Origin of the sequence: Nocardioides sp. NPDC057772, from assembly GCF_042798075.1 — a bacterium.
GTDB lineage: Bacteria > Actinomycetota > Actinomycetes > Propionibacteriales > Nocardioidaceae > Nocardioides.
Window position 1 is genome coordinate 1 of record NZ_JBHVKN010000085.1, and the last position, 19876, is coordinate 19876.

The following is a 19876-nucleotide window of genomic DNA, read 5'->3' on the forward strand; positions in this document are numbered from 1 at the left end:
CGCTCAAGACGAGCCGACTCGGCGAGGGTTCAGGCGGCGACCAGGGCACGCAGGCGCTCGTCGCGGGGCCAGGCACCGGCCCAGACGAGGACGGCGGTCGCGATGGCGAAGACGGTGTTGAAGGCGGGCTGCCCGAAGACCAGGTTCACGGTGACCGCGCCGCCGAGGTAGGCAGTGATCAGCACCGTCCCCATCGCCCGGGTGGCCGGTACGTGGTACGCGATCAGCGACAGGCCGAGGACGACGCCGCAGACGACCGGGAACCAGCCCGGCGCGCCGATCTTGTCGTTGAAGTCCATGACCGGCTCGACCCGCAGCAGGTGCGTGACGATGTCGAAGCCCAGGAACAGGGTGACCAGGACGGTGATGACCCAGCCGGCTCGTCGTGCGTTGGTGCTCATCTCGATCTCCTCGAAGGTGGGTTGGTGATGCGCTTACCCACGCGTCGAGCCTGCACCTACGTTCTCGACATCGCCTGTCGACTATTTTTCCAAGGCCTTGGCGGCGACCTTCAGGTCCGCGACCAGACCGTCGTACGTCGCCTGCCTCTCGTCCTCCGCCCGGAGGACGGCCGACGGGTGGGTGGTCGCGAGGACCCAGGGGTCGAGGGTGGGCGTCGCGATGGCCTCGGGCCACTCGAGGAGGTGGCCGCGAGCCTCGCCGACCCGGAACGACGAGCCGAACAGCGCCTTGCCGGCGGTGCCGCCGAGCAGGACGACCCCGGTGGGACGTACCAGGTCCAGCTCGGCCGCCAGCCACGGCGCGCACGCGCCGACCTGCTTGCTGGTGGGCGACTGGTGGATCCGGCGCTTGCCCGAGAGGCGGTGGCGGAAGTGCTTGACCACGTTCGTGGTGTACGCCGCCTCCGGATCGATCCCGGCGTCCGCGAGCGCCTCGTGGAGGATGTCGCCCGCCGGCCCGACGAACGGCTCGCCCTCGCGGTCCTCCCGGTCGCCGGGCTGCTCGCCCAGCAGCATCAGCGGGGCCGGCGTCGGGCCCTGGCCCATCACTCCCTGCGTGGTGTCACGGTAGAGCTCGCAGCCACGGCACTTCTGGACGGCGCCGCGCAGGTCGGCCAGGCTCGGCGACTCCGGCACCCACTCTGCAGCACTCACGAGCTCACGAGCCCAGCGGGTCGTGACCGATGTTCATCAGCCGGCGCCGCCAGTGCGCGTCGCCCGCGGTCGGCTCCCACTGGCCGGTATCGCCGCCGCGCAGGTCGGTGACCTTGTCGACCACCCGGCGCATCACGTCCACGTCGTCAGGAGTCAGGTCGGAGCGGCGCTTGCCCAGGATGTCGGCGACCCGGTGGCCGAGCTCGCTGCCGGCGCGGTCCGGCTCGATCTCGGTGGTCTCCCCCGCGCCCTGCACGGCGAGCCACTTCCGCAGGTCGCGCGAGGTCATGTTCACCGCGCGGTGGAAGTTCTCCCAGAGCCTGTCGTCGATGATCGTCTCGGCCATGTCGTGCCTCCTGCCTGATCGACTGCTCGGGATCCGGTACCCACCCCGGCGGCCCCGCACACCGCGTCACCCCAGGACAGCCCGAGCCTCCGCGGAGTCGTAGAAGCTCCTCAGCCGGCGCCGGACCAGCTGCTCGAGGACGCCCGCCTCGGCCAGCGCCTCGATGACCGGCGGCCCGAAGCGGAGAGCCTCCTCGACCAGGTCGTCGCGGCCCAGACCCCACTCCTCCAGGAGCCGGTCGAGGGTGAAGCTCCCGTAGGTGTCGAAGAAGAAGTCGACGCCCGTGTCGACCAGAGCCTGCAGATAGTCGGAGTCCCGGACATCGAGCCAGACCTGGTAGAGCCCGACGAAGAGCGCGACCAGCTGCTCGTCGTCGATCAGATCGGCGAGCTCGCGCACCGGACGGGTCGCGAGCGCGTCCCAGACCTCCAGCAGGGCGTCGCGCACCTCCTCGTCGGTGACCGAGCTGGCCGCGGTGTCGGAGAGGTAGCCGAGCAGCGCCCCGGCTCCCCGCTCGGCGAGCTCGCGGGCGCTCTGGTCGACGGCCGCGCCGACCGGCGTGCCCTTGACCGTGTCCGCCATCCGGCCCGCGACGCGCTCGGCGATCGAGAAGCCCAACGCGCCACCCGGAAGGTTGTCCGCCAGCCTGCGGCCGGTGTCGACGGCACCCCGGGCCGTGCCGCGCATCAGGGTGCCGACGCCGGCCTGGATCCCCGAGTTGTCGGCGAGGCTGCGCAAGACCTGCTGGCGCAGCGTACGCATCTCGACGAGGGCATCGACCAGCTCCGCGACCCGCGGCCGGCTGACCACCTTGCCCAGTGGGGTGTCGTTGGCGGGGTGCGCCCTGAGTCTGGTCGCGAGCGCCCCGGCGACCTCCGGGATCGCGCCCGGGAGCCGGAAGGTGCTGACGTACTTCAGCGCGACCTCCTTGATCAGGTCGCGCGGCATGACCTGGTCGAGCGTCAGGTCGCTGGCGGCACGCAGCGCGAAGTCGATCTCGCCGGTGACGAGATCGAGGAAGCGTACGCCGCGGATCGCCGCCATCTCGTGGGCGACATGGGCGTCGAGGAGTCGTCGAGCGAGGTCCGGCTCAGTCATGGACGACATTGTCCACGGCCGGGACCCATCGACGAATCATTCCCACTCGATGGTGCCCGGCGGCTTCGAGGTGATGTCGACGGTGACCCGGTTGATCTCGCTCACCTCGTTGGTGATCCGGGTGGAGATGCGCTCCATGACCTCGTAGGGAAGCCGGGCCCAGTCGGCGGTCATCGCGTCCTCGGAGGTGACCGGACGGAGCACGACGGGGTGACCGTAGGTGCGGCCGTCGCCCTGGACGCCGACGGAGCGGACGTCGGCGAGCAGCACGACCGGCATCTGCCAGATGTCGCGGTCGAGGCCGGCGCGGGTCATCTCCTCGCGGGCGATCGCGTCGGCCTCGCGGAGGATGTCGAGCCGCTCCTTGGTGACCTCGCCGATGATGCGGATGCCGAGGCCGGGGCCGGGGAACGGCTGGCGCTGGACGATCTCGTCGGGCAGGCCGAGCTGGGACCCGACGGCGCGCACCTCGTCCTTGAAGAGCTCACGCAGCGGCTCGACCAGCTCGAACTCGAGGTCCTCGGGGAGGCCGCCGACGTTGTGGTGGGACTTGATGTTGGAGGTGCCGGCACCGCCGCCGGACTCGACGACATCGGGGTAGAGGGTGCCCTGGACGAGGAAGGCGACCTTCTCGTCCGAGTCACCGAGGATCTCGACCTCGGCGCGCTCGAAGCAGCGGATGAACTCGCGCCCGATGATCTTGCGCTTCTCCTCCGGGTCGGTGACCCCGGCGAGCGCGTCGAGGAACTCCTTCTCGGCGTCGACGATCTTCAGCTCGGCGCCGGTCGACTCCCGGAACGCCTTCTCGATCGCGACCGACTCGTTCTTGCGCATCAGGCCGTGGTCGACGTAGACGCAGGTCAGCCGGTCACCGATGGCCTTGGCGACGATGGCGGCCGCGACCGCGGAGTCGACGCCGCCGGAGAGCGCGCAGATGGCGCGGTGGTCGCCGATCTGCTCGCGGACCCGCTCGATCTGGTCCTCGGCGATGTTGCCGATGGTCCACGTCTGACGGCACTGCGCGATGTCCCACAGGAAGTGCTCGAGCACCTGCTGGCCGTGCTCGGAGTGGAGAACCTCGGGGTGCCACTGCACGCCCGCAAGCTGCTTGTCGACGTTCTCGAAGGCCGCGACCGGGGTGTCCGCGGTGCTCGCGAGCACGGTGAAGCCCTCGGGCGCCTCGGAGACGGAGTCTCCGTGCGACATCCACACGTTGTGGGCCGGCGGGATGTCCCGGAGCAGGGTGCCGGGAACCCCGACGGTGACCGGCGTCCGGCCGTACTCCCGGGCGCCGTTGTCGTCGACGGTCCCGCCCAGGCCCTGAGCCATCAACTGGAACCCGTAGCACATCCCGAAGACCGGGGTGCCCGCGGTGAACAGGCTGTTGTCGATGGCGGGGGCGCCCTCGGCGTACACGCTCGAGGGGCCGCCGGAGAGGATGATCGCCTTCGGGTTCTTGGCGAGCATCTCCTCGACCGGCATCGAGTGAGGCACGATCTCGGAGTAGACCTTCGCCTCACGGACGCGGCGGGCGATCAGCTGCGCGTACTGCGCGCCGAAGTCCACCACGAGAACCAGATCGTGCTCTTCCGCCCCAGGAGCCTGCGTCATGCACGAATCCTAACGACGGGTCACGTCGTCCGTGAAATGCACCAGGGCCCGGCCGGGGAGGGAGGTGGCCGGGCCCTGATTGTCCGAGGCATCGCTGTCCCGGACTGAAGACCCGGCATGTATTAGGGAGGGAGCAATCCCGGGTCTGATCACTCCAACGACCCCTCTTAACCACGGTTACGGGTCAACTAAAAACTTCCTGCCAGAAACTTCGTACGCGTCGGTGTCATTACGGCAACAGTCCGGTCACCGAACGTCAACGATGGGCAGCTGCAGCGCTGCCGGCGCGGTGGCCGGCACCGCAGGAGCCGCCGGCTGGACCGGCTGGATCCGCGCGTACGGGGCGCCCAGCTCCGGACGCGGGTCGGCCTGGTCCTTGTTGGGCCAGAACGCCATCGCCCGCTCGGCCTGTGCGGTGATCGTCAGCGACGGGTTCACGCCCAGGTTGGCGGAGATCGCCGAGCCGTCGACGACGTGCAGGCCGGGGTAGTTGAAGACCCGCTGGTACGCATCGACGACACCGGTCGCGGGCGAGTCGCCGATCGTGCACCCACCGATGAAGTGCGCGGTGAGCGGTCGGTTGAAGGGCTCACCGATCGACCCGCCGGCGAACGCCTTCTTGTCCCCGGTCGACATCACCTCGGCCATCTTCCGGACCGCCTCGTTGGCCTTCGGGATCCAGGTCGGATTGGGCTTGCCGTGGCCCTGGCGCGAGGAGAGCCGCCACCCGAAGAGGCCACGCTTGGTGAAGGTGGTGATCGAGTTGTCCAGCGACTGCATCACCAGCGCGACCACGGTGCGCTCGGACCAGTGCCGCAGGTCGTAGAGCGAGAACAGCGCACGCCGGTCGATCCACAGCTGCTTGAGCCACCGGCGGAACCGGTTCGGGCCACCGTCGGTCAGCACCGTCTGCAGGGCGGACATGGCGTTGCTGCCGCGGCCGTAGCGTACGGGCTCGATGTGGGTGTCCTCGTCGGGATGCCACGAGGAGGTGATCGCCACGCCCTCGGTGTAGTCGGTGGAGAGGTCCGGTGCGATGGCGCCCAGGATCGACTCGGAGTTCGTACGCGTCAGCTCGCCGAGCCGGTCGGAGATCTGCGGCAGGTCGCCGGTGCGCTTGAGCTTGTGGAGCAGCTTCTGGGTGCCGAGGGCGGCCGCCGAGAAGATCACCTGGTCGGCGGTGAACCTCTTGGTCCTGCCCAGGCCGAGCTTGGCCTTCGTGGAACGGGCCTCGACGACGTACCCCTGACCGTCCTTCGCCGGATAGACCCGGGTCACCGTGGTGAGCGGGTGCACCTCGGCGCCGTTCTTCTCCGCCAGGTAGAGGTAGTTCTTGACCAGGGTGTTCTTGGCGTTGTGGTGGCAGCCGGTCATGCACTCGCCACAGTCGATGCAGGTACGCCGCGCCGGACCCTCGCCTCCGAAGTAGGGGTCCGCGACCTCCTGCCCGGCGACCTGACCGGGGCCGCCGAAGAAGACGCCGACCGGGGTCGGGTGGAAGGTGTCACCCCGGCCCATCGACTCGGCGACCTTGAGCATCACGTCGTCGCTGGGCGTCATCCGCGGATAGGTGGCGACCCCCAGCATCCGCTTGGCCTGCTCGTAGTAGGGCGCGAGCTCGGACCTCCAGTCGGTGATGTGGCTCCAGGACGGGTCCTTGTAGAACGGCTCGAGCGGCTCGTAGAGGGTGTTGGCGTAGACCAGGGAACCACCGCCGACGCCGGCACCCGCCAGGATCAGACAGTCCTTGACCATGTCGATGCGCTGCAGTCCGTAGCAGCCGATCGCCGGCGCCCAGAGGTATTTGCGCACGTCGAAGCTGTTCTTGGGGAGCTCGTCGTCGCTGAAGCGACGGCCGGCCTCGAGCACACCGACGCGGTAGCCCTTCTCGGTCAGGCGCAGCGCGCTGACCGACCCGCCGAAGCCCGACCCGATGACGAGGACGTCGTAGTGGCTCCCGCTCATGCGCGGCCCAGCGACTTCAGCACCCGCAGCGAGGCGGTCATGAACTTGGCGTACGCCTGGTCGCTCATCCCGAACTGCGGGGAGAAGCGCAGCACGGCCTGGGAGGCGACAGACTGGGTCTCGGTGTAGCGCAGGATGCCCTCGACGCCCTGGCGACGACCCTGCCCGGACTCGCGCATGCCGCCCATCGGGGCGTCGATGCTGGCGAAGGTGGCGCCGAAGGCCTCGTTGATGTTGATCGTGCCGCACTTGATCTGGCGGGCGATGCGACGGGCACGAGCGGTGTCGCGGCTGTAGATCGAGCCGTTGAGACCGTACTCGCCGTCGTTGGCGCGCTCGATCGCCTCCTCCTCGCTGTGGAAGCGGTAGATCGAGACGACCGGGCCGAAGGTCTCGTTGCCGAAGCAGGTCATCTCGGGGGTGACGCCCTCGAGGATGGTCGGCTCGAAGAAGAACGGCGCCAGGTCGGGGCGGGCCTTGCCGCCGGTGAGCACGCGCGCGCCCTTGGAGACGGCGTCCTCGACGTGGGCGGTCGCGGTGTCGACCTGGGCCTGCGAGATCAGGGTGCCCATGTCGTTCTCCCACCCGAGGGTGGCGCCGAGGGTCATCGCCTGGGTGCGGGCGACGAAGCGCTCCACGAACCGGTCGTAGACCTGGTCGTCGACGAAGAGCCGCTCGACGCTCACGCACAGCTGCCCGGAGTTGGAGAAGACCGCACGGGTCGCGCCCTCGGCCGCCTTCTCGATGTCGGCGTCCTTCAGGATCAGCATCGGGTTCTTGCCGCCGAGCTCGAGGCTGGCGCCGATCAGCCGCTCCGCGGCCTGCTTGGCGACGGTCTTGCCGGTGTTGGTCGAGCCGGTGAAGCAGACGTAGTCGGCGCGCTGGATGATGCTGGTGCCGACCTTCGATCCCGGTCCGGCGACGACGGTCCACAGGTTCTCCGGGAGCCCGGCCTCCTCGAGCAGCTCGGCACCGAGGAGCGCGCTGAGCATGGTCTGCGAGTCGGGCTTGATGACCACCGCGTTGCCGGCGGCGATCGCGGCGAGGCCGTCGCACAGCGCCATCGTGAACGGGTAGTTCCACGGGCTGATGATGCCGACGACGCCCTTGGGGACGTGGTTGAGCTCGACCCGGGTGAGCATCGGGATGACGCCGAGCTTGCGCTCGGTGTCGAGGATCTTGCTGCTCCGGCGGCCGTAGTAGCGGGCGGTCAGCGCGATGTGCAGCGGCTCGTCGAAGGCGTGCTTGCGGGCCTTGCCCGACTCGAGCACGATCAGGTCGAGGATCTCGTCCTGCCGGTCGAGGACGAGGTCGTGCAGCTTCATCAAGATGCGCTCGCGCTCGGCGACCGGGGTCGCGGCCCACTTCTCCTGCGCCACCCGAGCCTTGGCGAAGGCCCCGGCGACGTCGTCGTCGCTCGACTGCGGGATGTGCGCCAGGGGCGCCCCGTTGAGCGGGCTGATGACCTCTCGGCTCTCCCCCGTCGTCGCCACGATGCGGCCGGTCAGGCGGGAGACGTAGTCAGGCTCGAGGGCCAGGGACGCCGTGGCGTGGTGCTCGGGATCGAGCGGGCCCTCGACGATCGGGCCGCCGGAAGAAGTCGGGTTCGATGCGCTCATGTACCGAGAGTATGTGACCAGCGTCTCGGAAGCCAGACAGTCGTCCCACTAACTCACGATACGAACGTCGGCTGCCCACCACAGATAGCTGTGCTGCTCGGCTGGAAGGTCGATGTCGACGCGGACCAGCGGAAGCCGGTCGAGGGCGTGAACCGTGCACTCCTCAGCGGGGGTTGCTCGGTAGAGATAGGCGTCCAACGGCCATTTCGTACGCAGCCACTCGTCGAGCCGCTCGGCGACCGCCGCGCCGAGCCCGGGCGCACGGTCCTGGCGGAGCCAGTAGCTGACCCGGGCGGTGGAGCCACCTGCGTACCTGAGCAGGGTCTGGGCGTCGGCGCCCATCGCCTCCAGGTAGGGATACAGCGGCTGCACGTAGAGGCAGCCGAGCGAGGTGGTGCCCGCGGGGTCGAGGAAGAGGTAGGTGAAAGCGCGCTTCGCCTGGTGGTCGGACCAGTGCCGGATCACGAGCGGGAGGTTGTCGTCGGCGCCGAAACCCTCCAGCGGCCACCTGCCGCAGCTGTGGTCACGGATGACGTCCGGGCTGGCCAGATAGGCCTCGGTGTCCAGGTCGAGCAGCTCGGGACGCAGCGGGGCGAGCACGAAGTCATCGGTGGCCAGCGGCTCGGGGGGATCTGCGACCAGGAACATGGCGTCAGAGTGCTACGTCAACCGCTTGGTCCGCCACGGTAATTCAGACGAGGTCTTCGACCTCCAGGCGGGCGCGGTCGGCCTCCTCGTCGGTGACCTGGAGCTGGGAGCGGCGCTCGGCCTCGATGCGGCGCAGGTAGTGGTCGACCTCCTCCTTGGCACGCTGCTCGTCCCAGTCGAGCTCCTCGGCCATGATCTTGGCGACCCCGGGAGCGGCGCGTACGCCGCGGTCGAAGGTCTCCATCGAGATCCTGGTGCGGCGCTCGAGGACGTCGTCGAGGTGGCGGGCACCCTCGTTGTGGACGGCGTAGACGACCTCGGCAGCCAGGTAGTCGTCGGCACCCTCCAGCGGCAGAGCGAGCGGGCGGCGCTGCTGGATGAGGTCGAGCACGTCGTCGATCAGCCCACCGTGACGGCCGAGGAGGTGGTCGATCCGGGCGACGTGCAGACCGGAGCGGCGGGCCAGCAGGACCCGCTGGTTGGAGCGGGTCTCGAAGCCCTCGGCCCCGACCAGCCGCACCTTGTCGGTGATCGACTCGCGCAGGGTCATGTTGGTGGTCGTTCCCAGCGAGTGCGCCGCCGCGTCGACGGCGTCCTTGGCCATCACCCGGTAGGTCGTCAGCTTGCCGCCGGCGATCAGCACCAGGCCGGGCAAAGGGGTGACCACGGTGTGCTCGCGGCTGAGGGCAGCCGTCTGGTCGGACTCGCCGACGAGGAGCGGGCGGAGCCCGGCGTACACGCCTTCGACGTCCTCGAGGTCGAGCGGCACCCGCAGGATCGCGTTGACGTGCTCCAGGACGTACTCGATGTCGGTCTTGGAGGCCGCCGGGTGGGCGAGGTCGTAGGTCCAGGGGGTGTCGGTGGTGCCGATGATCCAGTGGCGGCCCCACGGGATGACGAAGAGGACCGACTTCTCGGTGCGGACGATGAACCCCGACTCGGAACGGATCCGGTCGCGCGGGACGACGAGGTGGATGCCCTTGGACGCCTGGACGTGCAGGGCGCCCCGGCCGCCGACCATCGCCTGGATCTCGTCGGTCCACACCCCGGCGGCGTTGACCACGGTCTTGGCGCGGATGACCAGGTCCTGGTCGTGCTCGAGGTCGCGGGCACGGACGCCGACGACCCGCTCGCCCTCGCGCAGGAACCCGGTCACCTGGACACGGGTGGCGATGTGAGCGCCGTGGGAGGCGGCGGTGCGCGCGATCGTCATCACCAGGCGGGCGTCGTCGACCTGGGCGTCGTAGTACTGGATCGCGCCGGTGATCGCGTCGGTGTTGAAGTCGGGGGCGATCCGCGCGACCCCGCGACGGGTGAGGTGGCGGTGGCGCGGGAGGCCGGAGTTGCCCATCCCGGAGAGCGGGCCGAAGCTCGCCATCCCGTCGTAGAGCGCCAGGCCCGCGCCGATGTAGGCGCGCTCCCAGACCGGATTGGTCAGCGGGTAGAGGAACGGCACCGGCCGGACCAGGTGCGGCGCCAGGGTGTTGAGCAGCAGGCCGCGCTCCTGGAGCGCCTCGCGGACCAGCTCGAAGTCGAGCATCTCGAGGTAGCGCAGCCCGCCATGGACGAGCTTCGAGCTGCGCGAGCTCGTTCCCGAGGCCAGGTCGCGCTGCTCCACCAGGCCCGTGCTCAGGCCTCTGGTGACGGCGTCCAGCGCCACTCCGGCGCCGGTCACACCTCCGCCGACGACGAGCACGTCGAGCTCGGTCTCTCCCGCCGCACCGACCATCGTGCCGATCGCGAGATCGCGGCTCTGCGGACTCAGTGCCCCAGTACGAGTCATACGTTCGAAGTTAACCCACCACGCCGAATTGTCACTTCTGGCGCGCGAGAAATTCACCGGGCCCGGCAGATAAGTCACACGGACGTCACAGACGGGCGGCGCTGACGAGGGTAGCGAGCCGATCGGGGGCCATCGGCTCCTCGACCACGAGCATCTTGTCGCCGTCGGCGTGGATCATCGGGCGGGTGCCGTCGGGCGCCGGAGGCGCGGTGGCGATGGCGACGTGCATGACCCGCCCGTCCGGGCGCGCGAAGAAGTAGAGGTCACCGGCGGTGACGTCGTCGAGGCCGATCGGATCGAGCGCGACGGCCTGGTCGCGAGCGTCCCTTGGGAGACGTACGCCGATCGCTTCTGCGGCTCGGAAGACCAGCCCCGAGCAGTCGATGCCGGCGTCGGTGGTGCCGCCCCAGACGTAGGGGACGCCGAGGTAGGTGCGTGCCTTGGCGAGCAGGGTGTCCACGGACGTGGCCAGTGCGTCCGTCGGCAGCCAGCCGGGATAGCCGCGCTCGTCCTTCGAGGAGGCGTGGGAGGGGACCACGACGTACGCCCACTCCCCCTGCGTCTTCAGGACGACGACCTCCTCGCCGGGGACGACCTCGGTCTCGTGCTCGGCATCGGGAGCGGGCTCGGCGACGACGAAGGTGGGCTGGTTGACGGTGGTCATGGGAGGACTCCTTCGATGCCGAGACCGTTCGCTCGGGGGAAGAGGATGCGAGGGCCGTCGTAGGCGATGCCACCTTCGTACGGACTGCTCCTCGCCCACCAGCCCGCGTCGAGATCCTGCTCGCCGGGGAGGTCTGTCGCGGCGACCAGGGCTGCGGCCGCGCCTATGCCGAGGTGGGACTCCATCATGCAGCCGACGAGACGGCCGAGGCCGTGGCGCTTCGCGACCTCCAGCAGTTCGATCGCGGGCGTGATCCCGCCGCACTTGGCCAGCTTGACGTTGACCGCATCCGCGGCACCCGCGCGGATGACGTCGACGAGGTCCTCGAGATCGAAGACCGACTCGTCGGCCAGGATCTGATAGGGCTGGTTCCGCCGGACGTACGCCATCGCCTCCAGGTCACGCCGGGCCACCGGCTGCTCGACGAACTCGAGCTCGACATCGTGGTCGGCGAGCGTCGTCAGCACCGCCACCGCCTCGTCCGCGCGCCAGCCGGTGTTGGCGTCCAGACGGAGTACGCAGCCCGGAGCCGCCTCGCGCACCGCGAGCACGCGCTCGGCATCGCCTGCTGCGTCCGTTCCGACCTTGATCTTGAGCGTCGTGAACCCGTCTCGGGCTCGGGCGGCTGCCGCGTCTGCCAGGTCGGCGGGGGTGCCGACGGAGAGGGTCATGTCGGTGGTGACGGTGTTCCAGGGATACCCGGTCGACCGGGTATCCCTGGACATGACGGGCACTGAAACACCCGACAACCCCACGAAGTGCCCGTCCAGTTCGGCCAGATGTCCGGTCATCGAGACTCCGCTCCGCCGGGCGACGAGATCGTGCAGCGCGATGTCGGCGGCCATCTTGGCGGAGCGGTTCCCGACGACCGCACCCTGGATCAGCCCGGCCGACGACAGATCGGCCCCAGCACCGACCAGGGCGTCAGAGATCGGCCCCTCCAGCGCCGCCGCGGACCCGGCGAGCGAGTCGCCGGTGACCCGCCAGACCTGCGGCGCCTCACCCCAGCCCACGCACCCGTCGGAGTCCTCGACGGTGACCACGACCGTCTCCGCGAACTCCGTACGCCGCAGCGCGGTCACGAACGGGGTGTGCAGCGGCACCCGGACACGCCGCGTGCGCACCGCCGCGACCCGAGGCACCGTCACAGGGTCGACCACAGATAGCGAGCGACCTCGCTGATCCGGAACTCCGACTCGTCGTCGTCCAGGCCGGTGGTGAGCACGACCATCACCTGAGCAGGGCCCTGAGCCGGCCGGATGATCGCCATGTCGTGGCGTACGCCGTCGACCCAGCCGGTCTTGTTGCCGACCACCGCGTCCTCGGGCACGCCGAGCGGGATCGCGTCGCGATACTCCTGCGCGACCAGGATCCCTTCGAGCTCGGCGGTCGACTCGGGCGAGAGCAGCCGGCCGGAGGCGAGCTTGGTGAGCAGCTTGCCCATGTCGTTGGCGGTGACCAGATTCTGCAGCCCGGCCTCGCGCGCGGGCGCGTCCTCGATCCCCCGCGCGATCGTCGTCATCGGCGTGACCCCTGCGTCGGCGAGCACCGCGGCGACCTCCTCGAGGCCCACCCGCTCGAGCACGAGGTTGACGGCCAGGTTGCCGGAGACGGTCAGAGAGCGGCGTACGAGATCACCCAGCGGCAGCTGGGAGCCGACCGCCTCCCAGGTCTCGGGATCCTGGTCCTCCTCCCGCGACATCTCGAACCGCGCCCCCGTGGCCGCGGAGTCGAAGTCGGGATGCACCGCGATCGGCTCGTCCAGCGACAGCAGCCCACGGCCGCGCAGCCGATAGGCCGCGATCGCCACCGGCACCTTCATCAGGCTCGCCGCGTAGTGCTGCTGGTTGACGTTCTGGGCCTGCGTCGGGATGCCGTCGAGGCCGCTGAGCCAGGTCGAGACCAAAGGTTCCACGCGTCGAGACTAGTCGGTCTGGTCGAGCTCCTGCCGGAACCGGTTCACCCCGTCGAGCCAGCTGTCGACGTCCGCGGCACGAGCCGCGTACTCCTCGGCCACGTCGGGCTCGAGCGAGATCCAGAACTGCGAGCTCTGCCCGGCATCCCAGACGGCGTCGGCGACCTCCTCGGCGGTGAGCGCGCCCTCCTCCGTCCGGAAACCCGGGAGCCCGGAGGAGCGCTCGAGCATCGCCGTCTTCACGCTGCGCGCGACGATCGCCTGGGCAACGATGCCCTGGTGCCGGTAGGTGGCGGCGAGCCACTCGGCGAAGGCGATCTCGGCGTGCTCGGTGGCCGCGTAGGAGGGGGAGCCGAGCAGCGTGAGGAGACCCGCGGAGGAGGAGGTGACCACGAACCGACCGGCGCCGCGGGCGACCCAGTCCGGCAGCAGCAGCCGCGCTGCGCGTACGTGGGCGAGGACGTTGACCTCGTAGGAGGTCAACCAGGCGTGGTCGGAAGCCTCGAGGCCGCGGCCGCGCTCGACTCCCGCGTTGCCGTACCAGGCGTCGATCTTGCCGAGCTCCTCCCGGGCAGCGTCCACCAGCGCCGCGGTGCCGGCGGCGGAGGCGGCGTCGCCGGGGACTGCAAGGGCACCGATCGAGTCGGCCACCGCGCAGAGCTCGGCGTCGTCGATGTCGGCCACGACGACGCGACACCCCTCCGCGGCGAACCGCGTGGCCAGGGCTCTCCCGATCCCTCGGGCTGCTCCGGTCACAACCACTCCGCTACCGGGTGCGAGTACGTTCACGGACCGACCACCTCCAGTGGCGTTTGGGGTTGGCTGACCACTGTACCGAGGTCGATCCGTGAACGTGTGACTACCTACTGATCAGTACGGATCACTCAGGGATGCCGGACGAGGGCGGAGCGTCCGAGGCGGCGCTGTCGTCCTCCTCGATGGGCGCATCGCCGATGTCGGTGACCAGCACCGGCGTGAGCGGCTCGGAGGCACCATTCTTGATCTCGACCACGCTCACCCCGGAGATACCCATGTGGGAGTCCTCGGAGAACCGGAACGGCGCCAGCCCGGGTCCTTCGAAGGAAGCACCCTCCTTCTCGATCGTCTCCACGATCGACTCGCGGGTCAGGTCCTTGCCGTTGGCCTGCAGCGCCTGGACGAAGGTGTAAGCCTGCGACATGCCGTAGATCCGGTAGTTGGTCAGCTTCTCCGAGCCCTTCTTGGAGTAGGAGTCCCAGACCTTCTGCCACAGCTTGACCCACTCGTCATCGGGAGCGTCGACGCCGGGGATGTACTCCGTCGTCATCATCCCGTCCATCAGCTTCACGCCCTGCTCGGCCGGGATCTTCCCCTTGGTCATCGACGCCAGCAGGCCACCGACGAGCGCCGGGTCGGAGCCGACGTTGGAGTAGAACCACTTCGACTTGAACCCGACGCCCTGCGCGGCGATCTGGCTCAGCGCCGTGTAGGAGGGCGTGTTGAAGCCGATCACCAGGTCGACGCCCTTGGACTTGAACGAGGACATCTGCGGGGAGAAGTCGGTCGATCCGCCCGGCGTGTACTTCTGTACGTCGACGATCTGGGAGTCGAGGAACTGCCGTGCGCCCTTCTCGCCGTCCTCGCCGAAGTCGTCGTCCTGCAGGAAGAGGCCGACCTTGGCGTCGGGCATGTTCTCGGCGACGTACTTGCCGATGACCTTGCCCTCGATCTCGTAGTCCGGCTGCCAGCCGAACGTCATCGGCGAGGTCGCCGGGTCGTCGCCCCACTGCAGCGAGCCGCTGGAGACGAACAGGTCGGGGATGCCGTCGTCGTTGAGCCGCTGCACGACCGCGCGGTGGGTCGGGGTGCCGAGGCCGGCGACCATCGCGAAGATCTCGTCCTGCAGGATCATGTCGTTGGTGACGGCGCTGGTGTTGGTCGGGTTGTAGGCGTCGTCCTTGACGACCATCTCGATCTCGCGGCCGTGGACGCCGCCGGCGTCGTTGACGTACTCATAGAACGCCTGATGTCCGGACGGGATCTCCGAGTAGCCGGGCGCGGCCGGACCGGTCAGCGGGAAGTGAGCACCCACCTTGATGGTGGTGTCGGTGACGCCGACCGCCGTCCCTTCTTCGGAGGGTCGCTCCTTCCCCGCACCACAGGCCGCGAGGAGCGAGGCAGTGGTGAGGACACAGACGACCTGTACGGCTCTGCGTGCAGTGTTTCTCATGTTGTCTTCTCCTTGGTTGACCCGAGAGATGAGCGCGCCAGGAACGTGCGCAGGCTGCCGACGATCCCCGCCGGAGCGAGGAGGATGACGAGCATCAGCACCAGCCCGTAGACCACCGGGGTGACCTCCGCGGCCTGGGTTGCGCTGAGCCCGGCCGACTCCCCGAGATCGGTGGCGAAGTGAGGAAGAAAGGCGAGTACGCCGGCCCCGATGAGCGCCCCGGTCAGGCTGCCCAGCCCACCCAGGACGACCGCGGCCAGCAGCGTGAGCGAGAGCGTGATCGTGAAGGCGCCCGGCGCCGTGAGACGTACGTTCATGGCCATCAGCCCGCCGGCGAGCCCGGCACACATGGCGCTGACGGTGAAGGCGACCACGCGGGCGCGGCCGAGGTGGATGCCGGCCAGCTCGGCGGAGACGTCGTCGTCCCGCACCGCCCGCCAGCGGCGTCCCACCCGGGACCGGCTCAGGTTGGCGAGCGCCACGAAGGCGAGCGCGAGGAGCAGCCAGCCGAGGTAGGCGAGGAAGGAGTACTGGTCGATCTCGACGGCGGTGAAGAACCAGATCAGGTCCTGGATCCAGGCCGGGAGCTCGCTCGCCCGCGGCACCGGCACCTGGAGCCCCTGCTCGCCGCCGAGGACCTCCCACTGGTTGGCCAACCGCGGCACCGCGACGGCCAGGGTCAGCGTCGCGCCGGCGATGTAGGGCCCGTGCAGCCGCGCCGCCGGGACCCCGACCACGACGCCGACCACCGCGCAGACGGCGATCGCGACGAGCAGCGCGACGAAGACGTCGGCCAGCGACTCCCCACCGGTGCGCTCGAGCACGAGCGTGGCGGCATAGGCACCCACCGCCATCAGCGCACCGTGGCCCAGGGAGAGCTGCCCGGAGAGCCCGGTCAGCAGTGTGAGTCCGCCGGCGGCGATGGCGAAGTAGGCCATCTCGGCGTAGCGGGTCTGCAGGTACTGGCTGGAGGTGCCGATCACCGCCATCGCCACCACGAAGGCGATCAGGGCGACGAGGAGGTGGCGGGCCAGCGGCACGGACGTCACCGGACGGAGCAGAGAGCGCAGACGTTCCATGGGTCAGACCCTCCTGGCCGCAGCCGCCGCGAAGAGGCCGCTGGGACGCACCAGCAGCACCACCATCAAGATCCCGAGCGCCACCAGCGGCGCCACGTGCTCCCCGACATAGCCGGTCACGTAGGAGAGCGAGAGCCCGAGGATCAGCCCGCCGATCACCGACCCGAGCGGCGAGTCGAGGCCACCCAGCACGGCGGCGATGAAGCCGTAGATCACGAACGGGTCCATGAACGCCGGGTTCACCAGGTCACCGCCGGCGATGAGCATCCCGGCCACCGCGCCCACCGCCGCGGCGAGAGCCCAGCCGAGGGTGAGCATGCGGCCGACGCGTACGCCCAGGAGGCGGGAGACCTCGCCGTTGAACGCCGCCGCCCGCATCCGCAGCCCCAGGTCGGTGAAGCGGAAGAGGACGACGAGCCCGGCCATCACGACGGCGACCACGACGATCGTCAGGATGCCGAAGGGCGTGATCCCGATCGAGGTGTCCCCGACCGCGATCGCGTTGGTGCTGACCGGGGCCGGGAAGCCGCGGTGCTGGACACCGAAGGTGATCGCGGTCAGCCCGTGGAGCACCATGAAGAGCCCGAGCGTGAGGATCACCGCGTTGAGCTCGGCCTTGCCCTCGACCGGGCGGATGATCACCCGCTCGATCACGGCCCCGAGCCCGAAGCCCGCGGCGATCGCGGCGACGAAGGCGACCCAGTAGGGCACGTCGGCGTTGATCAGGGACAGCGCGATGTAGGTGGTCACCATCGCCATCGCCGCCTGGGCGAAGTTGACGATCCGGGTCGAGCGCCAGATCAGGCACAGGGCCAGCGCGAACGCGGCATAGACCGCGCCCAGGACCAGCCCGCCGAGGGTGGTGTCGAGGAACTGTTGCATCGTTCTTGGCCTCCTAGAACCCGAGGTAGGCGTGGCGGAGCTGCTCGTCGGCGGCCAGCTCGGCGGCCGGCGCCGAGGCGACGACCTTGCCGAGGTTGAGCACGACGCCGTGATCAGCGATGGACAGGGCACTGCGGGCGTTCTGCTCGACCAGGACCACGGTGAGCTCCTCGGTCTGCACCAGTCCGCGAAGAAGGTCGAAGATCTGAGCGACCACCCGGGGAGCGAGCCCCAGCGAGGGCTCGTCGAGCAGGAGCACGGTCGGTCGTGCCATCAGCGCGCGGCCGATGACGAGCATCTGCCGCTCACCGCCCGAGAGCATGTGAGCGGTGGCCTCGCGGCGCTCCCCCAGGCGCGGGAAGAGCTCGAAGATCCGCTCGACCGGCATCGGCTCGGAGCCCGTCGCCCGGTGCAGCCCGCCGAGGCGAAGGTTCTCGGTGACCGTCAGCTCGGCGATGACGCCGCGCCCTTCCGGGACGTGGGAGAGGCCGTACGAGGTCAGCTTCTCGGTCGCCGTGCGGGTGATGTCCTTGCCGTCCAGCTTCACGGTGCCCTTGGTCGACCGCACCAGCCCGGAGACGGTCCGCAGCAGCGTGGTCTTACCGGCGCCGTTGGCGCCCAGGACCGCGGTGACCTGCCCTCTCGCCGCGGTGAAGGTGACGCCGTTGAGCGCCTTGACGGGTCCGTACGCAGCGCTCAGGTCCTCGACGGCGAACATCAGGCCTCCTCGGCGACGGTGATGGCATGGACGTCGGCGTCCTCGTCGTCGTGCTCGACCTGGTCACCCAGGTAGGCGGCGAGGACGGCGGGGTCGTTGCGGATCTCGTCGGGTGTGCCGGCCGCGATGACGCGGCCGAAGTCGAGCACGGTGATCCGGTGGCAGACCGACATCACCAGGTCCATGTGGTGCTCGACGAGCATCACCGCGGTGCGCTCGGTGAGGCCCGTGATGATCTCGCCGAGCTCGGTCATCTCCTCGGCGCTCAGCCCGCTGGCGGGTTCGTCGAGGAGCAGCAGCTCCGGCTCGGCGACCAGGGCGCGGGCGAGCGCGACCTTCTTCCGGATCGGATAGGGCAGGCTGCCCGGGTAGCGGGCGGCGTACGACTCGATCCCGAGCTCACCGAGCACCTCGCGCGCCTTGGCGGCCAGACGGGCGTCGTCGCGGTGGCCGAGGCCGAGCAGTCCGCGCAGGAAGCCGGCTCGGGCGAGGCGGTCGGCGCCGACCATCACGTTGTCGAGCACCGTCATCCGCTCGAAGAGCCCGAGCCCCTGCAGGGTCCGGGCGATGCCGTGGCCGGCGAGCTGGTGCGGCCGCAGGTCGCGGATCGTCTCGCCGCGCAGCCGGAGCTCTCCCTCGGCGGGGCTCACGAAGCCGCACACGACGTTGAACAGGGTGGTCTTGCCGGCACCGTTGGGGCCGATGACGCCGAGCACCTCGTGAGGCGCGACCTCCAAGGAGACGCCCTCGAGGGCGCGTACGCCACCGAATCTCACCGAGACGCCCTCGACGGCGAACAGCGGGGTGGCTTCGCCCAGCTTCTGCATCGTGCTCCCTTCGCCCGTTGTGACGGCTATCACTTTGGACTCTCCGCACAACAGGGGATATGGGCAATGCGCCCAAAATCCTTCGGGCGCTCCGTCCGACATTCCCCGGTTTACTGGCGGATACGGCAGTGGGCATGGGACGCTCCGCACATGGGTGTGATTCGCGACACATCTCCTGACTCGGAGCTACGACCGCTGGTGGAGCGTGCCTGGGCTTCCTTGGTGAGCCAGGCCGATGCGATCGCCGACGACATCACGCTGACGCTGATCGCGATCCAGCCGGAGTGGCACCAGAACGCCGAGCCGTCGGTGCGGGCCGACCTGCGGTCGAGCACCCGGGAGCACGTACGCCGCGGCATCCGGGCCATGGCTGGGATGACCCCGGGCGCCAATCCCGTCGATCTGTGGCGCGAGACCGGCCGGCGACGGGCACGGCAGGGCGTACCGCTGGAGTACTGCCTCAACGCCTACACCGTCGGCACCCGGATGCTGTGGGAGGCGATGGTCCGCCAGCAGGAGGCCCTGGGCATCGACGACCGGGTGATGGTGCTCGCCGGGCGGCAGGTGTGGACCGACCTGGACGTGCAGAACTCGGTCATGTCGGGCGCCTACAGGAAGGAGGCGGCGCTGCTGCAGCGCCGCGACCTGCAGCTCCAGGGCAGGCTCCTGGACGGCCTGGCCGAGGGCCGTGGCGGTGACCCGGCCTTCGCCGCCGAGGTGCAGGACATCCTCGGGATCGCCGCCGACGAGCAGATGGCCTGCGTGGTCGCCGCGTTCGACGGCAACCGCGACTCACCGCTACGCAACCCCGATGACCGGCTGGAGAAGGCGGACCTGATCTCGTTCTGGCACGTCCGCGGCGACCACCACTTCGGGCTGGTCCCGCTGGGATCGCGGCCGCTGGCCGAGGCCGTCCCCGATCTGGTCGCTCAGCTCGGCAGCTGCAACTCGGGCCGGGTCGGGATCGCCACCGCCGACGACCTCAGCGGCTTCGGCACCGCCTTCCAGCTCGCCACGCACACCGTGGAGACGGTGCCTCGGGGACGTACGGACATCGCAGTCGTCGACGACCGCCTCCCCCAGGTGCTCCTGACCGCCTCCCCCGCGGTCTCGTCGCTGCTCGTGCGCCGCACGCTCGGCCCGATCCTGGCCCAGCCGACGCACCAGTCCGACGTCCTCCTGGCGACGCTGCGCGCCCTCATCGCCCGCGGCGGCTCCCCCACCCACGCAGCCGAGGACCTGATCTGCCACCGCAACACGGTGATCTACCGCATCAAGCAGATCCAGGACCTCACCGGCAAGAGCATCTCCGATCCTCACGACCGCCTGCTGCTGGCGCTCGCGCTGATGGCCCTGGAGAAATAACCGAGACGTCGTCGGCCGAGTGGGCACCGTGG

19 protein-coding genes are annotated in these 19876 nt (G+C 69.7%); 1 reads left to right on the top strand and 18 read right to left on the bottom strand.

Annotation, left to right across the window (positions count from 1 at the left end; genetic code table 11):
• Positions 1-29: 29 nt before the first annotated feature.
• From ACFVJS_RS15325 to ACFVJS_RS15410, 18 genes are all read right to left on the bottom strand, one after another.
• The gene (locus ACFVJS_RS15325) at positions 30-401 is read right to left on the bottom strand and encodes a DoxX family protein (RefSeq protein ID WP_378881639.1); all 372 of its coding nucleotides are present in this window, start codon (positions 399-401) and stop codon (positions 30-32) included.
• An 81-nt stretch (positions 402-482) separates the two neighbouring features.
• The gene (locus ACFVJS_RS15330; RefSeq protein ID WP_378881642.1) at positions 483-1115 is read right to left on the bottom strand and encodes a UdgX family uracil-DNA binding protein; all 633 of its coding nucleotides are present in this window, start codon (positions 1113-1115) and stop codon (positions 483-485) included.
• 4 nt (positions 1116-1119) lie between these two features.
• Positions 1120-1461 (bottom strand): DUF3140 domain-containing protein, encoded by a 342-nt coding sequence (locus ACFVJS_RS15335; protein ID WP_378881644.1) that lies wholly within the window; start codon positions 1459-1461, stop codon positions 1120-1122.
• Positions 1462-1527: 66 nt separating this feature from the next.
• On the bottom strand, positions 1528-2559 hold the full coding sequence (locus ACFVJS_RS15340; RefSeq protein WP_378881646.1) for a hypothetical protein: 1032 nt from the start codon (positions 2557-2559) through the stop codon (positions 1528-1530).
• 36 nt (positions 2560-2595) lie between these two features.
• The gene (gene guaA / locus ACFVJS_RS15345) at positions 2596-4170 is read right to left on the bottom strand and encodes a glutamine-hydrolyzing GMP synthase (protein ID WP_378881648.1); all 1575 of its coding nucleotides are present in this window, start codon (positions 4168-4170) and stop codon (positions 2596-2598) included.
• A 246-nt stretch (positions 4171-4416) separates the two neighbouring features.
• Positions 4417-6135, bottom strand: a complete 1719-nt coding sequence (locus tag ACFVJS_RS15350; RefSeq protein WP_378881650.1) for a GMC oxidoreductase — start codon at positions 6133-6135, stop codon at positions 4417-4419.
• Complete coding sequence (locus ACFVJS_RS15355; RefSeq protein ID WP_378881652.1) at positions 6132-7754, bottom strand: succinic semialdehyde dehydrogenase; 1623 nt, start codon at positions 7752-7754, stop codon at positions 6132-6134. Before ACFVJS_RS15355 ends, ACFVJS_RS15350 begins: the two co-directional genes overlap by 4 nt.
• A gap of 48 nt (positions 7755-7802) precedes the next feature.
• Positions 7803-8402: a hypothetical protein gene (locus tag ACFVJS_RS15360; RefSeq protein ID WP_378881655.1), complete on the bottom strand. Its 600-nt coding sequence runs from the start codon at positions 8400-8402 to the stop codon at positions 7803-7805.
• Between the two features lie 43 nt (positions 8403-8445).
• On the bottom strand, positions 8446-10185 hold the full coding sequence (locus ACFVJS_RS15365; protein WP_378881657.1) for a glycerol-3-phosphate dehydrogenase/oxidase: 1740 nt from the start codon (positions 10183-10185) through the stop codon (positions 8446-8448).
• 85 nt (positions 10186-10270) lie between these two features.
• The gene (locus ACFVJS_RS15370) at positions 10271-10849 is read right to left on the bottom strand and encodes a C40 family peptidase (protein ID WP_378881659.1); all 579 of its coding nucleotides are present in this window, start codon (positions 10847-10849) and stop codon (positions 10271-10273) included.
• Positions 10846-11973, bottom strand: a complete 1128-nt coding sequence (locus ACFVJS_RS15375; RefSeq protein ID WP_378881662.1) for a dipeptide epimerase — start codon at positions 11971-11973, stop codon at positions 10846-10848. The genes ACFVJS_RS15370 and ACFVJS_RS15375 overlap by 4 nt, the downstream gene beginning before the upstream one ends.
• 20 nt (positions 11974-11993) lie before the next feature.
• Positions 11994-12764, bottom strand: coding sequence for a serine hydrolase (locus ACFVJS_RS15380; RefSeq protein WP_378881665.1), 771 nt, complete (start codon positions 12762-12764; stop codon positions 11994-11996).
• Between the two features lie 9 nt (positions 12765-12773).
• The gene (locus ACFVJS_RS15385; protein ID WP_378881668.1) at positions 12774-13520 is read right to left on the bottom strand and encodes an SDR family oxidoreductase; all 747 of its coding nucleotides are present in this window, start codon (positions 13518-13520) and stop codon (positions 12774-12776) included.
• Positions 13521-13644: 124 nt separating this feature from the next.
• A complete protein-coding gene (locus tag ACFVJS_RS15390) occupies positions 13645-14973 on the bottom strand; it encodes an ABC transporter substrate-binding protein (RefSeq protein WP_378881671.1) in 1329 nt (442 codons plus the stop codon).
• A complete protein-coding gene (locus ACFVJS_RS15395; RefSeq protein WP_378881674.1) occupies positions 14970-16052 on the bottom strand; it encodes a branched-chain amino acid ABC transporter permease in 1083 nt (360 codons plus the stop codon). Before ACFVJS_RS15395 ends, ACFVJS_RS15390 begins: the two co-directional genes overlap by 4 nt.
• Before the next feature lie 3 nt (positions 16053-16055).
• Positions 16056-16934, bottom strand: a complete 879-nt coding sequence (locus ACFVJS_RS15400) for a branched-chain amino acid ABC transporter permease (RefSeq protein WP_378881677.1) — start codon at positions 16932-16934, stop codon at positions 16056-16058.
• A 13-nt stretch (positions 16935-16947) separates the two neighbouring features.
• On the bottom strand, positions 16948-17652 hold the full coding sequence (locus ACFVJS_RS15405; protein WP_378881680.1) for an ABC transporter ATP-binding protein: 705 nt from the start codon (positions 17650-17652) through the stop codon (positions 16948-16950).
• Entirely contained in the window at positions 17652-18479 is an 828-nt protein-coding gene (locus tag ACFVJS_RS15410; RefSeq protein ID WP_378881683.1) for an ABC transporter ATP-binding protein, read from the bottom strand. Before ACFVJS_RS15410 ends, ACFVJS_RS15405 begins: the two co-directional genes overlap by 1 nt.
• A 222-nt stretch (positions 18480-18701) precedes the next feature.
• Here ACFVJS_RS15410 and ACFVJS_RS15415 point away from each other — a divergent pair, with 222 nt between their 5' ends.
• Complete coding sequence (locus ACFVJS_RS15415; RefSeq protein WP_378881686.1) at positions 18702-19844, top strand: PucR family transcriptional regulator; 1143 nt, start codon at positions 18702-18704, stop codon at positions 19842-19844.
• Positions 19845-19876 lie beyond the last annotated feature (32 nt).